The sequence below is a fragment of the Leuconostoc fallax KCTC 3537 genome, assembly GCF_000165675.1.
In the GTDB taxonomy this organism is placed as follows: domain Bacteria; phylum Bacillota; class Bacilli; order Lactobacillales; family Lactobacillaceae; genus Leuconostoc_B; species Leuconostoc_B fallax.
On sequence record NZ_AEIZ01000018.1, the window covers coordinates 1 to 18,420 of the forward strand.

An 18,420-nucleotide genomic window follows, 5' to 3' on the forward strand; every position below is an offset into this window, starting at 1 on the left:
GGTCGCATGGTCTAGTTGGTTAGGACGCCTGCCTGTCACGCAGGAGATCACGGGTTCGAGCCCCGTTGTGACCGCTACTTGTAACATGCTAATAAGTAGTTAATTGAGGTGCAATTCCTTAACATGTTTTTTCAGACCTTATGTGGTCTGTTTTGAAGATATATAGGGATATAGTTTAACGGTAGAATAGCGGTCTCCAAAACCGTTGATGGGGGTTCGATTCCCTCTATCCCTGCCATGGCGGTAGTGGTGAAGTGGTTAACACACTGGTTTGTGGATCCAGCATGCGAGGGTTCGATCCCCTTCTACCGCCCTTATAAAATGGTACGTCTTCGTACCTTAATGCCGTTGTGGCGGAATTGGCAGACGCGCTGGACTCAAAATCCAGTGGTGGCAACACCGTGTGGGTTCGACTCCCACCGACGGCATAGATTGAGGCTCCTATTAGGAGCCTTTTTTGTTACAAATTTTAATGCATGATTTTTCACATAGTGCTACTCTTTATGCTAAAATTAAGATTATGAAAGTTCTAGCATTTGATACAAGTAATCAACCTTTGACCGTTACTTTAGCCGAGGACGATCAGGTTAAATATATATTCACAAGCAACGTAGCCCGTAATCATTCAATTCAATTACTCTCGTCCATTCAAGCAGCAATGCAACATGAGAATTGGCAGTTTGATGAATTAGATAGAATTGTTGTAGCACAGGGACCAGGATCGTTTACAGGTTTACGAATTGGTGTTACTGTTGCTAAAGTTTTGGCTAATACAATTGGTACAGATTTAATTGGCGTTTCTAGTTTAGCTATATTAGCTCAACAAGTAATAAGCCATAAAATAGTAGTACCTCTTTTTAATGCGCGTAATCAAAACGTGTTTGCCGGTGTATATCAAAACGGTATAAATATTAAGCCTGATGAACACCAATCTTTTGCGAATTTATGCCAGTGGTTGAAATCAAATCAACAGCTTGATGATTTGATTTTTGTTGGCGATACAGAACCTTTTAATGATAGTATTCAATCAGAATTTCCTCATGCGGCGGTTTTGACGGCAGAAGAAAGTTTACCTGACGGTAAGGGCATCATTGCACTACAAAAGAACATATTACCAGTTGATGATATCGATACATTTAATCCTAACTATCTTCGAAAAACTCAAGCAGAACTTAATTGGCTGGAGAACCATCCTGGACAGGATGATCCAAATCATTATGTTTTTGAAGTTAAATAAATGGGCGCATCGGCATTCTGATAAATTCCCCGAGTTTATCTCTAAAATTTTTTGCTACAAGATTATCAGTTTGAATTAAGAGTAGCTGATTTAGATGATATTAAACATTTAATTGCAATCGAAGAAGCGGTTTATTTGGGACAAGCACCTTGGACAACAGATGATTTCTACAATGAGATTATTCGTTATGATGTACGACTATATCTAATTATTAAGAAAAATCAACAAGTTATTGGTTTTGTTGGTGCTGCGTATCAAAGGCCGACGCAAGATATTCATATTACGAATATTGCCATTTTACCGATTTGGCAAAATAAGGGATTGGGTACAATTTTGCTACATGAAATCATAAAAGTAGCTAAAAGAATGCATGTCCAAACGTTAAGTCTGGAGGCTCGTAAATCAAATAACTTAGCAGTGGCTTTGTATGAGCGTTTAGGATTTAAAAAAGTAGGAATAAAGTCACGTTATTATTTAGATAACCGAGAAGATGCTATAAGTATGGAGAAAAAAGTTGAATATCCAAAGAGCAGGCATTGAAGATGTTGAAGCAATCTATCATATTGCTACGGGTGCATTTGGTTCATCACCTTGGCCGATAAAAATCTTCCAACATGAGCTATCATGCATTCGTAATCAATATTTTGTGGCTGAAATTAATCATACAATCGTTGGGTTTATTGGTATGACAACTATTTTAGATGAGGCAGAGATTACGAGTTTAGCGGTCTTGCCAGATTATCAGAAGCAAGGCATTGCCCAAGCCCTAATAGCCCGAGTTTTATCTGTTCCTGATTTAAAACGCATTCTTTTAGAAGTATCGGAACATAATGGTGCGGCACAAGGTTTATACATTAAAAATAGCTTTACAGTTTACAATCGGCGCCGTCATTATTATAAAAATGGCGATGATGCGCTACTGATGGAGAGGAAAATATTGTGACGAGAATTATTGCATTTGAATCTAGTGCAGATGAAACCAGTGTTGCTATTGTCGAAGATGGACATACCGTTTTGAGCAATAGTGTTGCAACACAAATCAACTCGCACCGTCGTTTTGGTGGTATTGTACCAGAAGTTGCAAGTCGACATCATATTGAATGGATTACACGTGTCTTAGATGATGCTTTGAAGCAAGCGGCGCTAACGCCAAAAGATTTAGATGCAGTAGCCGTTACTTATGGTCCAGGGCTTGTTGGTTCGCTCCTAGTCGGCCTGATGGGGGCTAAAACTTTTGCAATGGCGCATCATTTACCTATTGTGCCCGTTAATCACTTGGCTGGACATATTGCTGCTGCTAGATTTGCTGGCAAAGTCGAGTATCCAGCGATGGCTTTAATGGTATCTGGGGGGCATACTGAACTGGTTTTAATGCGCGAAGAAAATGACTTTAAAGTAATAGGTGAAACACGTGATGATGCAGCAGGAGAAAGTTATGATAAGGTCGGTCGCTTACTTGAATTCCCGTATCCAGCAGGGAAAATAATTGATGATTTAGCGCGTAAAAATCAAGCAACAGTAAAATTTCCAACTGCCATGGCGCATGATGATAATTATGATTTCAGCTTTTCAGGTTTGAAAAGTGCTGTGATTAATTATGTTCACAATGCACAGCAACGCGGAGAAAATCTTAACAAAGGCGAGTTGGCAGCGAGCTTTCAAAACGCTGTAGTGGATGCTTTATTAGGTCGAACAAAACGTGCCCTAGAAAACTATCCTGTTAAAACTTTTATTTTAGCAGGTGGTGTCGCTGCAAATCAGCAATTACGTCAGACCTTGACAGCCTTGTTAGAAACATTCCCCGAGACAACGTTTTTGCCCGTGCCAATGCAATATACAGGAGATAATGCCGCTATGATTGGTGCTGCTGGATATTGGAACTATCAGGCAGGTATTTTTGCTGATTTAGACTTAAATACAGATCCAGGATTAGATTTTGACTTGCTAAGCCTTTAATACATTGTGATTCGTTCACTAACTTTATTTTGAATAGCATGGAATATGATATAATAGTAATGCAGAATTTCACAAAGTAATATTGTTGACAATTAAAACAGCGCTTAGCGCTTTTGGAGTAAATGATGACACAACCTAAAATACCGCGGGCAACGGCAAAACGCTTGCCAATATACTACCGCTATTTAACTTTTCTGCATGATGCAGGAACAAACCGTATTTCTTCGGCTGAATTAAGCGATGCCATTAAATTTGACGCTGCTACTATTCGTCGCGACTTTTCGTATTTTGGCGCGTTAGGTAAACGCGGCTATGGATATGATGTTAAAGCATTATTAGATTTTTTTGCTGATGTTTTGGATCAAGATAGTTTGATTAGTGTGGCGCTGATTGGCGTAGGAAACTTGGGTCAAGCATTGCTAAATTTCAACTTCCATCAATCATCCAATGTGCGTATATCAGCTGCATTTGATGTAGATGAAGAACGTGTTGGTAAGATACAAAGCGGTGTGCCAATATATCCGATGGCTGATTTGCAACAGCAGATTAAAGATCAACGTATTAACATTGCAATTTTGACTGTACCACAAGAGGTTGCACAAGAAATTACAGATCAATTAGTGGCATCTGGTATACGTGGTATTTTGAACTTCACACCACTGCGTGTGACCGTGCCAAACAACGTACGTGTTCAGAACGTTGATTTAACGAATGAATTACAAACACTCATATATTTTATTGAGAATTATGGGTCAATTACAACAGGAATTTAAAATGGCCATATTAGATTTAAATGATAAAAATAAAGTAGCAGCATTTCAAGCATTTGTACGTGAACATCCCCGCGGACAAGTGACGCAAGATCCGTTATGGGGAGATCTAAAAGCTAACTGGGGTCATATTTATATTTATCATGAGACAAATGGTGTGATCGATGCTGCCATGGCGGTACTCACAATTGAAGCTGTACCAGGAAAACTTTTAGCTTATTCACCTAAAGGACCGATAGCCGATATTCAAAACGTACAATTGGTAAAGGCTTTGGTTGACGAAGCCGTTGCAGTGTTACCTGAAAACACGTTCTTGATTCGTTTGGACCCTGAGGAACCTTATTCTGATGATCTAAATGAGGCTTACCAGCAAGAAGGTTTTACAACCCGGAACCGACAGATTACATATATGCACGGTAATATCCAGCCCCGTAAGAATGTGGTCCTTTACTATGATGGTCGTGGAGATGCAGACAAAATTGTTGATGAAGACAGTCTCATGAAGCATTTTAAACGTGACTATCGTAACCAAATTCGTCGTTCTGCGCGTGATGGCGTCGTGGTGACGAGTGGAGATAGCCAAGAAGATGTTACTGCCTTCTTTGACACCTATGTTATGATGGCAAAAAGTCAAAATATTACACATAGACCCATTGATTATTTCTTGCGTATGCAAAAATTATGGGCGGGTACGGGTTTGTTCAAAGTTTTCTTAGCGCATTTTGAAGATCAAGTTATCGCTAGTGGTATTGGTTTTGCTTATGGTGATAAAATCTGGTATATGTATGCAGGTTCAAATCGTGCATTTACCAAGCACTATGCACCCTATGCTGTACAATGGGAAATGTTAAAGTGGGGCTTGTCACTGAATAAAGTACGATATGATTTTGGTGGTGTTGGTGACTTTGTACCAAAAGATGGTTTATATAAATTTAAACATGGTTTTGCTTATCATGACGCTCCAGTAGAGTATATTGGCGAGTTAGATTGGGTGCTCGATCAAGAAGCGTATGATCAGTATCTTAAAGGATTTTCAGAGTAAAAAGATTGGTTGAAACCAATCTTTTTTATTGACTTTTTACAACCAAGTGTTAAACTATAAATTGTAGTTAGCACTTGTGATTAAAGAGTGCTAAAATCATAACAGAATTTTAAGGAGGTGTACATCGTGTTAAAACCATTAGGTGATCGCGTTGTATTGCAAGTTGAAAAAGAAGCAGAGCAAAAAGTTGGTAATATTGTCATTGCTAGTAATGCACAAGAAAAGCCAGTGACTGGTAAGGTAATCGTTGTTAGTACTCAAACTGTTGGGGAATTACAAAAGCCAACTGCCGTATCAGAAGGCGACACTGTTGTATTTGATAAGTACGCTGGTCAAGAAATTCATGTTGAAGGACAAGATTATTTAGTTGTCCATGAAAAAGATATTATTGCAGTTATCTAATTTTATGAGTCAGGGAGGAAAGTATTAGTACAATTAACTTAGCAGTGACTAATACATAATAATGATGGCAAAAGAATTGAAGTTTTCTGAAGATGCACGCGCAAAGATGAAGGCAGGGGTCGACAAGCTTGCCGATACAGTTAAAACAACGATTGGTCCGAAGGGCCGCAACGTTGTTTTGGAACAATCCTATGGCACACCAACGATTACTAATGATGGTGTAACAATTGCCAAGGCAATTGAATTGGAAGATCACTTTGAGGATATGGGCGCTAAGTTAGTTGCTGAAGTGGCCTCAAAGACAAATGACATTGCTGGTGATGGTACAACCACAGCAACTGTTCTTGCACAAGCTATTGTTGGCGAAGGTTTGAAGAATGTTACGGCAGGTGCTAACCCTGTAGGTATCCGTACAGGTATTGAAAAAGCAACGGCAGCAGCTGTTGCTAAGTTGCATGAATTATCACACCAGGTATCAACTAAAGAAGAAATTGCACAAGTTGCATCAATCTCAGCTGCTAATGAAGAAGTTGGTCAATTGATTGCTGAAGCAATGGATAAAGTTGGTAATGACGGTGTGATTACCATTGAAGAATCAAAGGGTATTGAGACAACATTGGATGTTGTTGAAGGTATGCAATTTGATCGTGGTTACATGTCACAATATATGGTGACAGATAACGACAAGATGGAAGCAAATTTGGATAATCCTTACATCTTGATTACTGATAAGAAGATTGGTAACATTCAAGACATCTTACCTGTATTGCAAAGTGTTGTTGAACAAGGTCGTGCATTATTGATTATTGCTGACGACATTACAGGTGAAGCTTTGCCTACACTTGTTTTGAACAAGATGCGTGGTACTTTCAATGTTGTAGCAGTCAAGGCGCCAGGATTTGGTGACCGTCGTAAGGCACAACTTGAAGATATTGCTGTATTGACTGGTGGAACAGTTGTAACAGATGATCTTGGTTTGAACCTCAAGGATGTGACAATTGAACAATTAGGTCAAGCAGTGAAGGTTAATATTACTAAGGATAATACAACAATCGTTGAAGGTTCTGGTGATAAGGCAACATTGGCTTCTCGTGTTGACCAAATCAAGCAACAAATTGCTGAAACAACAAGTGATTTTGATCGTGAAAAGTTACAAGAGCGTTTGGCTAAGTTAGCTGGTGGTGTTGCTGTTGTGAATGTTGGTGCAGCCACAGAAACAGAGTTAAAGGAACGCAAGTACCGTATTGAAGATGCTTTGAACGCAACGCGTGCAGCTGTTGAAGAAGGATTCGTTGCTGGTGGTGGAACGGCATTGGTAAATGCTATTGCAGCTGTTGATGCTTTGTCAGAAACAGGCGACGTCCAAACTGGTATCAATACAGTGAAGAAGGCATTAGAAGCACCAGTACGTCAAATTGCTGAAAACGCTGGTTTTGAAGGATCTGTTATTATCAACAAGTTAAAAGAGCAAAAGCCTGGATTTGGGTACAATGCAGCTACGAATGAATGGGTAGACATGATTTCAGCTGGAATTGTTGATCCAACGAAGGTAACGCGTTCTGCTTTGCAAAATGCAGCATCCGTCTCAGCATTATTGTTGACAACAGAAGCTGTAGTCGCTGATAAGCCTGATGAAAAGGCAAATGGTGGCGATGCAGCAGCTCAAGCAGCAGCCATGGGCGGCATGATGTAAGCTATTTAAGGTGATTTAAGATGTTTAAAACGTTTATAGTATGGATTTAGCATATTATAAACGTTTTTTATATCCAATTAGTCAGAAAAAGCAAATATTATAGTATTGAAATATGATACAATGGGTAAAAAAGAATGGCGAGATTACTTTATGACAACATATAATTTTTCTGCTGGACCTAGTAGTTTGCCAACAGAAGTTATGACACAAATAACTCAAGAATTGACAAAAAATCAAGCAACACATATGTCAATATTAGAAATATCACATAGAACGCCTCAGTTCGAAAATATACTTGATGAAGCAAAAGCATCGCTCAAATCATTATTGGATTTGCCAGATAATTATAAGGTAATGTTCTTATCAGGTGGCGGTACAACACAGTTTGAAATGGTACCCATGAATTTAGCGACACGGCTAAAAAAGATTGCAATTTTAGATTCGGGTAATTTTGCACATAAGCCTATTGGTGCCGCAGAAGCCCTAAATGTTACAGTTGATGTTCCAGGTACAACACGGTCAATCAAGTATCGTGAATTACCACATTTGCCTGCTCAATTTGATGATACACAGTATGACTATGTCCATTTAGTGACGAACAATACAATTGAAGGCACAACGTATCACCAAGAAGATATTCCTGACGTACAGCACTTAGTGGCTGATATGTCATCCAATATTTTGGCTGAACCCTATGATTTCAAAAAGTTTGATTTGATTTTTGCTGGTGCACAAAAAATTTGGGGATTGCTGGCATTACATTAGCTATTGTTAATCAAGATTGGCTAGATGAACAAGACTTATCACATTTGGCACCCATGCAAAAGTATCAAACGGCTATTGATAAAGATTCAATGTATAATACGCCACCGGTTTTTGCAATTTACGTCTTAAACTTAGTTCTCAAGTGGATTGAACAATCCGGTGGTATTGCAGGGCTTTACGAAAAAACCAAAGAAAAGCGCACAAATTGTACGACTATTTAGATCATTCCTCATTCTTTGATGCCATGGTGACGGGTAAAGAACGGTCGTTGACGAATGTTGTCTTTACATCTGGTGATGCAAAGCGGGATGCACAAATTGCACAAAAGGCGTCTCAAGCTGGTTTTTATAACTTGGCGGGTCATCGTAGTGTGGGTGGCTTTAGAGCCTCCTTGTATAACGCTCAGCCTGAACAAGCAGTAGATGATTTAATTGCGTATTTGAAAAATGTGGAGATGGAATATTTAAATGACTAATATAAAAACATATAATGCAATTTCGCCAATGGGACTCAATTACCTTACAGAGCAGGGGTATACGATTAATGGTGATGAAGCACCCAAAGGTATTTTGTTGAGATCGCAAGATATGCATCAAGAGACAATTCCTGATACTGTTCGTGCTTTGGTTCGTGCTGGTGCTGGGTTTAATAATATTCCAGTAGATGATTTGACGCAAAGGGGTATTGCGGTATTTAATACACCTGGTGGTAATGCGAATGCGGTTAAGGAGCTCACAATTGCGGCTTTGATTATGGCTGCACGACCCGTTGTAGCAGCTATTGACTTTGCTAACAAAACGCGTGGTGGGGATGTGTCATTACGCACCGAAACCAACAAAGGTGGTTACCGTGGTACTGAATTATCAGGTAAAACATTGGGTGTGATTGGATTAGGTAATGTCGGCTCAAAGGTGGCCAACACAGCGTTGGCGTTAGACATGGAAGTCATTGGGTATGACCCAGGTCTGGATGCGACAACGGCATGGCGCGTTGATCGCCACATTGGGCATGCACGTAATGTAGAAGAAGTTTTGCAAAAAGCAGATTATGTGACAGTTCATATTCCGCTGAATGCAGATAATAAGCACTTTATTGATGCTGAAAAAATAGCACAGTTAAAGCCAGAAGCAGCCTTGTTGAATTTCTCTCGTGGCGGTATTGTGGATGATGCTGCAGCTAAGGCAGCCTTGGATGCTGATCAGCTACGCATGTATATTACGGATTTTGCTGATGCTGTATTATTTGATAATCCTAAAACGATTATTACACCACATATTGGTGGTTCAACAATTGAGGCGGAAGATACATCAGCTTTGATGGCGGCTAAGCAACTTGACCATTACTTAACAACGGGTAATGTGGTTAATTCTGTGAATTTGCCATCAATCGATGAACCTTTTAGAACAAAGTATCGTGTTTCGATTATTCATCGTAATGTACCGACAATGTTGAGTCAAATTGCTAATTTCTTTGGTGATCACGGTATCAACATTGAACAACTATCTAATCGTGCTAAAAACAATATTGCTTATACATTAATTTCATTGAATGCATTAACTGATGAAGAATGGCAATTGATTCATGAGCGTTTTGACCAAGTGGATGATATTTTCCAAACACGTGTTTTAAAAAATAATCAAGATTAAAATCAAAAAATAACGATTAGCTTCTGGCTAATCGTTATTTTTTATATATTATTGATTATGCAAGTGTTGCTTGATACCAATCGAGAACTTGTTTAGGATTCAAACGCTCTCCGTGTCCAATTCGATCAATCTCTTGACCATTCTCAAATAGAATGAATGAAGGCAATCCTTTTAAATTATATTTTTTAGCGACTTCGATATTGTCATCACGATCGGCGTCAAACCAATTGGCTGTTTTAACAACTTCTGTTTTAATGTCTTGCACAAAAGGTTTAATAGCACGGCAATCGCCACACCATTCAGTTGATAAAAAGATAAGATTACGTCCAGAACGGTTGATAATTTCTTCTAAAAATTGGTCAGAATGACTCGTTGGTTCGTACATATGCAATACCTCACTAGTTTATTTTGTATAACATACAATTACTAGTATTCTAACATATTTTGATAAAATATCTGATGATATCACTTACATTATAAAAGCTTTATTAGAAAAATGAAGTTATTCTATTAAAATCATTGACTTTTATTGATAGAAACAGTATCTTATTTAATAACAAAACGTTGAAGAGATAAGTACCGTTGCGTTAATCAATAGAGAGCCTGTGTATGGTGAAAACAGGTGTTTGATATTCGGGAAAATGGTCTTGGAGTTGATATAAGGAGACGAGTAGGCGGCAATGGTGTCATTGTGCGCATGAGTTGAATTCGGTAGTACCCGTTATCGTGCAGAGTATACTGGTAGGAATTGATATCAATGATCTTAAAGCGTACTTAATGAGGTATAACATGTGAATGCTATATAAATACCGGGTGGTTACACGATGCGCGTCCCGCAGTCTATTAGATTAGACTGCGGTTTTTTTATTGTCTAATTGATGAGTAAAGAAGGTGATGATTTTAAAAATAGAAATGATGGCATTATCTAATAACACATGCGGATCTATTTCAACGAATTTAACATTTATTGTTAACGAAAGAGGTAATAATTATGCAACAAATACAACAGAAATTAAATTATAAGTTTGATCATGTTGGGTCATATCTACGTCCAGAGCGCCTTAAAAGAGCCCGCGAGCAATGGGATAAAAGTAAAATTTCGCGTGAAGCACTATTAAAAATACAGCGTGAGGAAATAAGTGAAGTTGTGTCGCAACAGGTTAAGGATGGGCTTAAAGCGGTGACAGATGGCGAGTTTAATCGATCTTGGTGGCATTTAGATTTCTTATGGGGCTTAAATGGATTTGAAGCTTTTGAGCAACAGGACTCTTATAAGTTCCACGGTGAGAAAACACGTACAACAAATGTCCGTATTGTGGATAAAATTTCAGCAAATCCAAACCACCCATTTTACGAGGACTTTAAGTATTTAAAATCGATCATACCTGATGATGTTGAAGCAAAAGTTACCATTCCATCCCCAAGTTTGATTATTAATCGTGATCATCGCTCGGATAATGCGCTAAAATACTACGATTCATGGCAAGCATTTTTAGATGCTTTGGCACAAACTTATCACGATACATTACAACACTTTTATGATTTGGGTGCGCGTTATATTCAGTTGGATGACACGACATGGGGATACCTAATTGCCAAATTTAATGAAACAGCTGATGATGTGCAAGCACAAGCAAAATATCGACAGCTTGCATTAGATGATGTTTATGTCATTAACAAGATATTAGTTGGCTTGCCAGATGATTTAAAAGTATCAACTCATATTTGTCGTGGTAACTTTAAATCAACTTATCTCTTTTCTGGTGGTTATGATACGGTGGCACCTTATCTAGGGCAATTAAATTATGATGCTTTCTTTTTAGAATATGACAATGAGCGTTCGGGTGGTTTTGAACCTTTGTCTGAAATTTGGTATAATAGGCATCAAGTGGAAATTGTTTTGGGACTTGTTACCAGCAAATCAGCAGATTTAGAATCTGTTGATGATATTGTGGCGAGAATTGATGAAGCGAGTCAGTTCGTACCTAAAAGCAATTTAGCATTATCGACACAATGTGGCTTTTCATCTACTGAAGAAGGTAATATTTTGACTATTCCAGATCAATGGCAAAAGCTAGCGCTGATTAAACGTATTGCAGATCAGTATCTAAATGAAAATACTGCAAATTAATTTATTAGAAATCGAGAAAAATGGCAGAGAATACGCAATTAAAACGAGCAATGTCGGAGCGACAAGTTCGTATGATAGGGTTAGCTAGTGGTATTGGTACGGGATTATTCTTATCCTCGGGTTATACAATTCATACTGCTGGCGCGTTTGGTACAATTTTAGCCTATACAGTTGGTGCAATTTTAGTTTATTTGATTATGCTGAGCTTAGCAGAATTATCTATTGCCATGCCAGTAACAGGCTCTTTTCATTATTATGCACAAAAATTGATTGGCCCGGCAACAGGGTTCCTTGTGGCCATTTCTTATTGGTTAACATGGACGGTGGCATTGGGATCAGAGTTTACAGCCATTGGTATTGTCATGCAAAGATGGTTTCCAACCGTTCCAGCATGGGTATTTTCAGCCATCTTTATTGTTATCATCTTTTTGAGTAATCTCTTTTCTGTCAAAGTATTCGGTGAAAGCGAATATTGGTTAGCTAGTATCAAGGTTGTGGCTATTATTGCCTTCTTATTATTAGGCAGTATGGTGCTACTAGGTTGGTTACATGTTAGTGGGGATGTCCATCCTGGTTTTGATAATATTTTCAGTCATGGGTTATTCCCTAATGGCATTGGGCAAGTGTTTACGACAATGCTAGCCGTGAACTTTGCTTTTAGTGGAACAGAACTAATGGGTGTCACAGCAGGAGAAGCCAAAAAATCCTGAAAAAGGCAATACCAAGTGCAATTAAAGCAGTCTGGTGGCGTCAAGTCATTTTCTTTATTGGGAGTATCACAATCTTGGCAGCGATTTTACCTTATCAAAAAGCGGGCGTGACAGAAAGTCCATTTGTTGCTGTATTTAATATGATTGGTATTCCATATGCCGCTGATGTGATGAATTTTGTTATTATAACGGGTATATTATCAATGGCCAATTCTGGCTTGTATGCTTCAACACGCATGTTGTGGTCACTAAGTCACGAAAAATTGATCCATCCAATATTTGAAAAAACGAATAAGCAGGGGATACCGGTATGGGCTTTATTAGCTAGTTTAGCTGGTGGCTTATTAGCCTTATTATCTAGCTTTGTGGCGGCTGGTGCGCTCTATTTGAACTTGGTAGCAGTATCAGGGTTAGCTGTTGTCTTTGTTTGGATTGCAATTGCATGGTCTCATTATAAATATAGCCAGCAACTTAAAAACCAGGGTCGTCAAAAAGATTTACGCTATCCGAAATGGGCCTATCCATTATTGCCTTTGGCTGGGTTTATCGGTGCTAGTCTTTCTGTTATCTTAACAATATTTGATCCACAGCAGCGACCTGCTTTATTGTGGTCTGTGCCTTTTGTTGGACTGGTCTATGCATATTATTTCGTCCGATTTAAATGGTTACCAATACTGAAAAAGAAGTCAACGGAGGTTTAATATCATGGATAAGTTTTCTCAATATCTAAAAATGGCGCCACTTACTTTAGATGGCGGTATGGGTAGTGAATTAGAACAGCAAAATATTAATGTGGATAACAATTTATGGTCGGCATCGGCTTTAATTCAGTCACCGGGAACTATTGCGAAAATCCATCAGCATTATTTTGATGCTGGTGCTCAAGGGGCAATTACCGATACTTATCAGGCACATGTTGCGACATTTTTAGCACAGGGATTTGATAGTCATAAAGCCTACGAACTCATTGATACTGCTGTTCATTTGGCTAAAGAAGGTTTAGCGCTATCCACACAAGATGATGGGTTAATCATTGGTAGTGTAGGGCCTTACGGGGCGTACCTAGCAAATGGTGCGGAATATACTGGGGATTATCATTTATCCAAACAAGCCTATCAAGATTTTCATCGGCAACGTATTGAGCGATTGGTACAAGACGAGGTTGATTTAATCGGGTTGGAAACGATGCCTAACTTTACAGAAGCACAAGCACTTGCTGAGTTGTTGGAAACTGAATTTTCAGAAACGCCTGCATATCTATCATTTTCAATTAAAGATGGCAATACTTTGTGTGATGGGACATCGCTTGCAACAGCAGTAGGCTATTTTGAGAAGTATGCCCAAATTAAGGCAATCGGTGTAAATTGTACAGCACCGGACAATATCTTGACCGCATTACAAGCCATACAGCCACAGACAACAAAGCAAATTATCATTTATCCGAATGCAGGTGATACTTATGATCCACAAACAAAACAATGGGTTGATGATTATGGCCCAATTGATTGGCAAGAGTTAGTACCGCAATGGCTGAATCAGGGCGCCACAATAATTGGCGGATGTTGTCGTACGACACCGAAAGATATTATAGCGATTAAACAAGCGATTGATAGCTGGTGTCGTAAAGTTTGATATAATAATTAAATCAAATGATGACGTGAGAGATGAGGTTGAGATATGAATAAAAAAGATGGTTAATAGCGAGCGCTTTGCTCATTGTAGCGATTATTTTGTTTACTGTTTTGAGACAGCAAACATCATCTCAGCAAAAAACGTTGCGCGTTTCGGTTCAAAATACGATGTCAACATTAGATCCCAATCATATTGACGAAGTTGGCGCAGAATGGGGCGAAACACAAATATTAGAAGGATTGTATACTGCGGATGCCAAAGGAAAATTACAGCGGGCGTTGCCAAACAGATTGTCAAGCCAACAGAAAACGGGACGCTATATACGATACCGTTAAAACATAATCAAAAATGGTCAGATGGCACAGCTGTAACCGCACAGGACTTTGTTGCTTCAGCGCAAAGGCAAGTTAATCCTAAAACAAAATCAACACGCGCTAATCACTTTAAGGATTTAGAGAACTACAGTGACGTATTATCTGGTAAAGTAGCACCCAAAAATCTGGGCATTAGTGCACCCGATAAATATACAGTACAGATTAAGTTAGCACATCCCGTACCTTATTTTGATTTTGTCTTAGCCAATCAGTTATATCCTGTTAATACTGATAAGTTAGCTAAGTGGGGCAATAAATATGGCCAAACAGCAGAGACAACGGTCGCTAATGGTGCATATCAAGTTAAAAAATGGAACCAATCAGCAACACAATGGGAATTTGTAAAGAATCAACATTTTGCTGATGCGAAGTCAGTAGATTTCGATACAATCAAAGTGACTGTGGTTAAAGATGCTTATCTTGCCGCTAAACAATATGAGGCCAAAAAAGTCGATGAAGCAGAAATTTCAGGTGCTTTGGTGGCAAATATTAAAAAGTCAGCGCAAAAAGATATCAAGACCTCACAAAAAGGTCGTATGGCATTTCTCGTGTGGAATGCTGATGATAAAGTGGCAGGCAATACGAACTTTAAGAAGGCTGTGAGTTTAGCAATTAATCGGGAACAACTCACACAAGAAGTATTGGCTGATGGGTCTACACCAGCCAAATCAATTGTTCCTAGCGGTGAAGTGAAGATTGATGGTAAGGACTTCAATGATGGGCTATCTTTGCCGTATGATAAACAGGCAGCCCAAGAATATTTGAAAAAAGCACAATCTGAATTAGGGCAAAAGCATATTACATTAAAAATTAATACAGCTGATACTGATGCTTATAAGGCCCTTGGGGTTTATTTGAAGCAATCAATAGAACGTAACCTACCTAATGTGAGCGTGACTTTGAATCGTATGCCTTTAAATGCTGAAATTCAGGCATTTGATAATCAGAATTTCCAGTCAGGGACTTTAAGCTGGACGACTGATTTTAATGATCCTATCGATTTTTTAGATATCGCTTATAGTAAAGGGGCGATTAATTTTACTAATTGGCGTGATGAACGCTATGAACGTTTACTTGAAAAAGTTAATCAGCAGTATGAACCTAATGCACAACGTTATACGCTTGCTAAGTCTGCTGCTCAATTGAATAATGACTTAAATGGTGTAACGCCTTTGTATCAGGTTGCAAATGTGCATTTGCAGAATAGTAATAAAGTTGATAATCTTGTTTATCCACTCATTGGTTATCAAAATTATCGTTATGCTGAAGAAAAGTAAACGTGTTGATTGAAACGTAATGGAGAAATACATGACTAAAATTATTGGTGTCGCAAGCAATCACCTTAATCATGCTAATTCACGATTTGGTACAAATTATGTGGATTATATTCAAAAAACTATATTGAGGGTATAACTAATTCAGGATTACTGCCAATGGTGATACCGATGGGTGCCCCTGAATTAGCCGTAGCGTATATGGCACAAGTTGATGGCTTATTATTAGCCGGCGGCCAAGATATCTCGCCAAAATTTTTTAACGAAGAGCCGGTACCAGGTATCGGAGAAACAGATCAATATCGTGATCAGTTTGAAATTGCGTTGGTTAAGGCTGCTTTAGCGCAAAACAAACCCATACTGGGCATTTGCCGTGGTGAACAGCTGATTAATGTGGCATTGGGTGGTACTTTATATCAAGATCTTGAGACGCAATATAAAACGTTAGCAATCAAGCATAATCAATATCCAACGAAGTGGGAGATACCGACACATCGCCTAGAATGGCAGCGTGATAATTGGTTAAATGATTTTGCGAAACGCAATACATTAGTGAATAGTTTTCATCATCAAGCTGTTAAAACATTAGCACCTGGACTAACGCTGGATGCGATAAGTACCGATGGTGTCATTGAAGCCTATTCAGATGATGCTCGGCATATTTATGCGGTCCAGTGGCATCCAGAAATGTTACTTGCTAATGGCGCACCGTATCAATTGTTCTTTGATTTATTTGCACAAAAAGTTGCTAAATGATAATAGTTGTTATGAAGTCGTTACATTAACGGCTTTTTTTGTGAAATTAAACGGTGTAGAATGTGTGAGGTAATAAATTAAAAGAAAGCATGTTTTAGTATCATAAAACATTTCTAGAGAAGAAATATGTTTCGTAATTTTAAGCGGTTTTTAATTGGTAAGCCTCTAAAGACACTTGATGAAGGTGGTCAGTCTTTATCCAAAACAAAGGCATTAGCACTATTGTCATCAGACGCATTGTCATCTGTTGCTTATGGTACTGAATCGATTACCATGGCATTATTAGCAGCTGGTGCAGTAGCGCTATGGCTACAAATTCCGATTGCCCTATTAGTCCTTGTATTATTAGGTGCTATTGTGCTGAGCTATCGTCAAATTATCCATGCCTATCCTTCTGGCGGTGGCGCTTACGCTGTTGCCAGTGAAAATTGGGGGCCTAAGGCCGGCTTAATTGCTGGTGGTTCACTATTGGTCGATTATATGCTGACTGTTGCCGTATCTGCTTCTGCAGCGGCTGATGCAATCATTGCAGCAGTACCCGCATTACTGCCGTTTACTGTAGCGTTGTCGATTTTAATTGTGGTGGTATTAACTGGCATGAATTTAAGAGGATTACGCGAAAGTGCTAATTTCTTAATGTTTCCAGTGTATTTTTTCGTAGTAGTATTAACAGCCATGATTGTTTACGGTATTTTTCAAGCAATCACTGGACAAATTCCGTATCATGCTGTTGCTAAAGTGGGAACAAGTTTTAGCGGTTTGTCATTAATACTGTTTATGCGCGCCTTTTCGAGTGGATCATCATCATTAACTGGGGTAGAAGCCATCTCTAATGCGGTACCCAACTTCAAAGTGCCTAAAGAACGCCATGCTGCAAGTACACTAGCAATGATGGCCTTTATCTTGGCTATTTCTTTGCTGGTATTACCTTTTTGAGTTATTGGTATGGCATTGTGCCTAATAAGCAGTCGACAGTGCTTTCCCAAATTGCTGCGATGACTTTTCATGGTTACAATATTGGATTTTATGTGATTCAAATGGCAACAGCCTTGATTTTGGCTGTTGCAGCTAATACTGGATTTTCAGCGTTTCCGATGCTTGCTTTAAATCTTGCTAAAGATAAATATATGCCACATCTTTATATGGATCGTGGTGATCGTTTGGGATATTCTAATGGTATTGTGTCATTAGCTTTAGGTGCAGTCGTACTATTAGTTATTTTCCATGGTTCGACTGATGCTTTAATTCCATTATATGCAGTGGGTGTTTTTGTTCCCTTTACACTTAGTCAATCTGGAATGATTGTGCATTGGTATCGCACAAAACCTAAAAATTGGATTTTTAAAGCGATTATTAATTTTGTTGGTGCCGCTATTTCAGCGGTCTTAGTGATTACCATGTTTAGCTTGCGACTTAATCACGTTTGGCCATATTTAATTATTATGCCGCTGTTGTTGGGGATGCTCTTAAAAATTAAGGGACATTATACAAGTATTGCGCGTCAACTACGGATTCAATATATTAATAGCGATAAAGCGGTACGGCATCATTACGATGGTGCTACAGTCATTGTTTTGGTATCCAACATCACCAAAGTGACAACTGGTGCAATTGATTATGCACAATCAATTGGTGATTATGTTGTTGCTATGCATGTTAGTTTCGATGTTAATCCTAAAAAAGAAATTAAGACGGCAACTCAGTTTAAACAAGATTTTCCTGAAGTCCGTTTTATTGATATCCACTCATCGTATCGCTCAATTATTAAACCATCGATGGGATTTGTCGATGCGATCGTTAAACAAGCTAATAAGCGTAACCATTCTGTGACTGTTTTGGTACCACAATTTGTACCCAAAAAGCCTTGGCAAAATATTTTGCATAACCAAAATTCACTGAGATTACGTGCTGCATTTGCCGCTCGAGAAGATATTTCTGTGGCAACGTATTATTATCATTTAACTGAGTAATATGCATGAGATAAAAACTTGACGTGTTAATATTTTTCAGCTACTATTAAACGTATCTTAGA

Annotated in this window: 12 protein-coding genes, 4 tRNA genes and 5 pseudogenes; 20 read left to right on the forward strand and 1 reads right to left on the reverse strand. The window is 38.6% G+C overall.

The window, feature by feature from the left end; translation table 11 throughout:
* The 14 genes and pseudogenes from LEUFL_RS0105615 (at position 1) to LEUFL_RS0105680 (ending at position 9,511) form a co-directional block, all read left to right on the forward strand.
* Positions 1 to 74: transfer RNA gene (locus LEUFL_RS0105615), tRNA-Asp, on the forward strand.
* Positions 75 to 164: 90 nt separating this feature from the next.
* Positions 165 to 238 (forward strand) — tRNA-Trp (locus LEUFL_RS0105620).
* Positions 239 to 240: 2 nt separating this feature from the next.
* Positions 241 to 313 (forward strand) — tRNA-His (locus LEUFL_RS0105625).
* A 31-nt stretch (positions 314 to 344) separates the two neighbouring features.
* A tRNA-Leu gene (locus LEUFL_RS0105630) sits at positions 345 to 428 on the forward strand.
* A 92-nt stretch (positions 429 to 520) separates the two neighbouring features.
* The gene (gene tsaB / locus LEUFL_RS0105635) at positions 521 to 1,237 is read left to right on the forward strand and encodes a tRNA (adenosine(37)-N6)-threonylcarbamoyltransferase complex dimerization subunit type 1 TsaB (protein ID WP_029508680.1); all 717 of its coding nucleotides are present in this window, start codon (positions 521 to 523) and stop codon (positions 1,235 to 1,237) included.
* A 51-nt stretch (positions 1,238 to 1,288) separates the two neighbouring features.
* Entirely contained in the window at positions 1,289 to 1,777 is a 489-nt protein-coding gene (gene rimI, locus LEUFL_RS11710) for a ribosomal protein S18-alanine N-acetyltransferase (protein ID WP_010008068.1), read from the forward strand.
* Positions 1,752 to 2,180: a ribosomal protein S18-alanine N-acetyltransferase gene (gene rimI, locus LEUFL_RS0105645; RefSeq protein ID WP_010008070.1), complete on the forward strand. Its 429-nt coding sequence runs from the start codon at positions 1,752 to 1,754 to the stop codon at positions 2,178 to 2,180. The genes rimI (LEUFL_RS11710) and rimI (LEUFL_RS0105645) overlap by 26 nt, the downstream gene beginning before the upstream one ends.
* On the forward strand, positions 2,177 to 3,193 hold the full coding sequence (tsaD, locus tag LEUFL_RS0105650) for a tRNA (adenosine(37)-N6)-threonylcarbamoyltransferase complex transferase subunit TsaD (RefSeq protein WP_010008071.1): 1,017 nt from the start codon (positions 2,177 to 2,179) through the stop codon (positions 3,191 to 3,193). Before rimI (LEUFL_RS0105645) ends, tsaD begins: the two co-directional genes overlap by 4 nt.
* Positions 3,194 to 3,318: 125 nt before the next feature.
* On the forward strand, positions 3,319 to 3,966 hold the full coding sequence (locus LEUFL_RS0105655) for a redox-sensing transcriptional repressor Rex (protein WP_010008072.1): 648 nt from the start codon (positions 3,319 to 3,321) through the stop codon (positions 3,964 to 3,966).
* A gap of 1 nt (position 3,967) precedes the next feature.
* A complete protein-coding gene (locus LEUFL_RS0105660) occupies positions 3,968 to 5,005 on the forward strand; it encodes a lipid II:glycine glycyltransferase FemX (protein ID WP_029508682.1) in 1,038 nt (345 codons plus the stop codon).
* 126 nt (positions 5,006 to 5,131) lie between these two features.
* Positions 5,132 to 5,407, forward strand: coding sequence for a co-chaperone GroES (locus LEUFL_RS0105665; RefSeq protein WP_010008074.1), 276 nt, complete (start codon positions 5,132 to 5,134; stop codon positions 5,405 to 5,407).
* Positions 5,408 to 5,471: 64 nt separating this feature from the next.
* Entirely contained in the window at positions 5,472 to 7,100 is a 1,629-nt protein-coding gene (groL, locus tag LEUFL_RS0105670; RefSeq protein ID WP_029508683.1) for a chaperonin GroEL, read from the forward strand.
* Between the two features lie 150 nt (positions 7,101 to 7,250).
* Positions 7,251 to 8,340 (forward strand): annotated as a pseudogene (serC, locus tag LEUFL_RS11715) (3-phosphoserine/phosphohydroxythreonine transaminase).
* Positions 8,333 to 9,511, forward strand: coding sequence for a 3-phosphoglycerate dehydrogenase family protein (locus LEUFL_RS0105680; protein ID WP_010008078.1), 1,179 nt, complete (start codon positions 8,333 to 8,335; stop codon positions 9,509 to 9,511). The pseudogene serC and the gene LEUFL_RS0105680 overlap by 8 nt, the downstream one beginning before the upstream one ends.
* A gap of 55 nt (positions 9,512 to 9,566) precedes the next feature.
* Here the strand turns inward: LEUFL_RS0105680 and LEUFL_RS0105685 are convergent, their stop codons facing one another.
* Positions 9,567 to 9,896: a thioredoxin family protein gene (locus LEUFL_RS0105685; protein ID WP_010008080.1), complete on the reverse strand. Its 330-nt coding sequence runs from the start codon at positions 9,894 to 9,896 to the stop codon at positions 9,567 to 9,569.
* 606 nt (positions 9,897 to 10,502) lie between these two features.
* Here LEUFL_RS0105685 and LEUFL_RS0105695 point away from each other — a divergent pair.
* The 6 genes and pseudogenes from LEUFL_RS0105695 to kimA all read left to right on the forward strand — a co-directional run bounded on the left by LEUFL_RS0105695 (position 10,503) and on the right by kimA (position 18,358).
* A complete protein-coding gene (locus LEUFL_RS0105695; protein WP_010008083.1) occupies positions 10,503 to 11,642 on the forward strand; it encodes a vitamin B12 independent methionine synthase in 1,140 nt (379 codons plus the stop codon).
* Between the two features lie 20 nt (positions 11,643 to 11,662).
* Positions 11,663 to 13,053, forward strand: a pseudogene (locus tag LEUFL_RS11720) (amino acid permease).
* A gap of 4 nt (positions 13,054 to 13,057) precedes the next feature.
* Entirely contained in the window at positions 13,058 to 13,984 is a 927-nt protein-coding gene (gene mmuM, locus LEUFL_RS0105705; protein ID WP_010008084.1) for a homocysteine S-methyltransferase, read from the forward strand.
* A gap of 77 nt (positions 13,985 to 14,061) precedes the next feature.
* Positions 14,062 to 15,635, forward strand: a pseudogene (locus LEUFL_RS11725) (peptide ABC transporter substrate-binding protein).
* A 31-nt stretch (positions 15,636 to 15,666) separates the two neighbouring features.
* Positions 15,667 to 16,388 (forward strand): annotated as a pseudogene (locus LEUFL_RS10040) (gamma-glutamyl-gamma-aminobutyrate hydrolase family protein).
* Between the two features lie 126 nt (positions 16,389 to 16,514).
* A pseudogene (kimA, locus tag LEUFL_RS11735) lies at positions 16,515 to 18,358 on the forward strand (potassium transporter KimA).
* The last annotated feature ends 62 nt before the right edge of the window (positions 18,359 to 18,420 follow it).

Excerpts from the sequence above, each read along its gene's own strand:
- tsaB (WP_029508680.1), top strand. The coding sequence starts at position 521 with ATGAAAGTTCTAGCATTTGATACAAGTAATCAACCTTTGACCGTTACT.
- LEUFL_RS0105655 (WP_010008072.1), top strand. The coding sequence starts at position 3,319 with ATGACACAACCTAAAATACCGCGGGCAACGGCAAAACGCTTGCCAATA.
- LEUFL_RS0105660 (WP_029508682.1), top strand. The coding sequence starts at position 3,968 with ATGGCCATATTAGATTTAAATGATAAAAATAAAGTAGCAGCATTTCAA.
- groL (WP_029508683.1), top strand. The coding sequence starts at position 5,472 with ATGGCAAAAGAATTGAAGTTTTCTGAAGATGCACGCGCAAAGATGAAG.
- LEUFL_RS0105680 (WP_010008078.1), top strand. The coding sequence starts at position 8,333 with ATGACTAATATAAAAACATATAATGCAATTTCGCCAATGGGACTCAAT.
- LEUFL_RS0105685 (WP_010008080.1), bottom strand. The coding sequence starts at position 9,896 with ATGTACGAACCAACGAGTCATTCTGACCAATTTTTAGAAGAAATTATC.
- LEUFL_RS0105695 (WP_010008083.1), top strand. The coding sequence starts at position 10,503 with ATGCAACAAATACAACAGAAATTAAATTATAAGTTTGATCATGTTGGG.
- mmuM (WP_010008084.1), top strand. The coding sequence starts at position 13,058 with ATGGATAAGTTTTCTCAATATCTAAAAATGGCGCCACTTACTTTAGAT.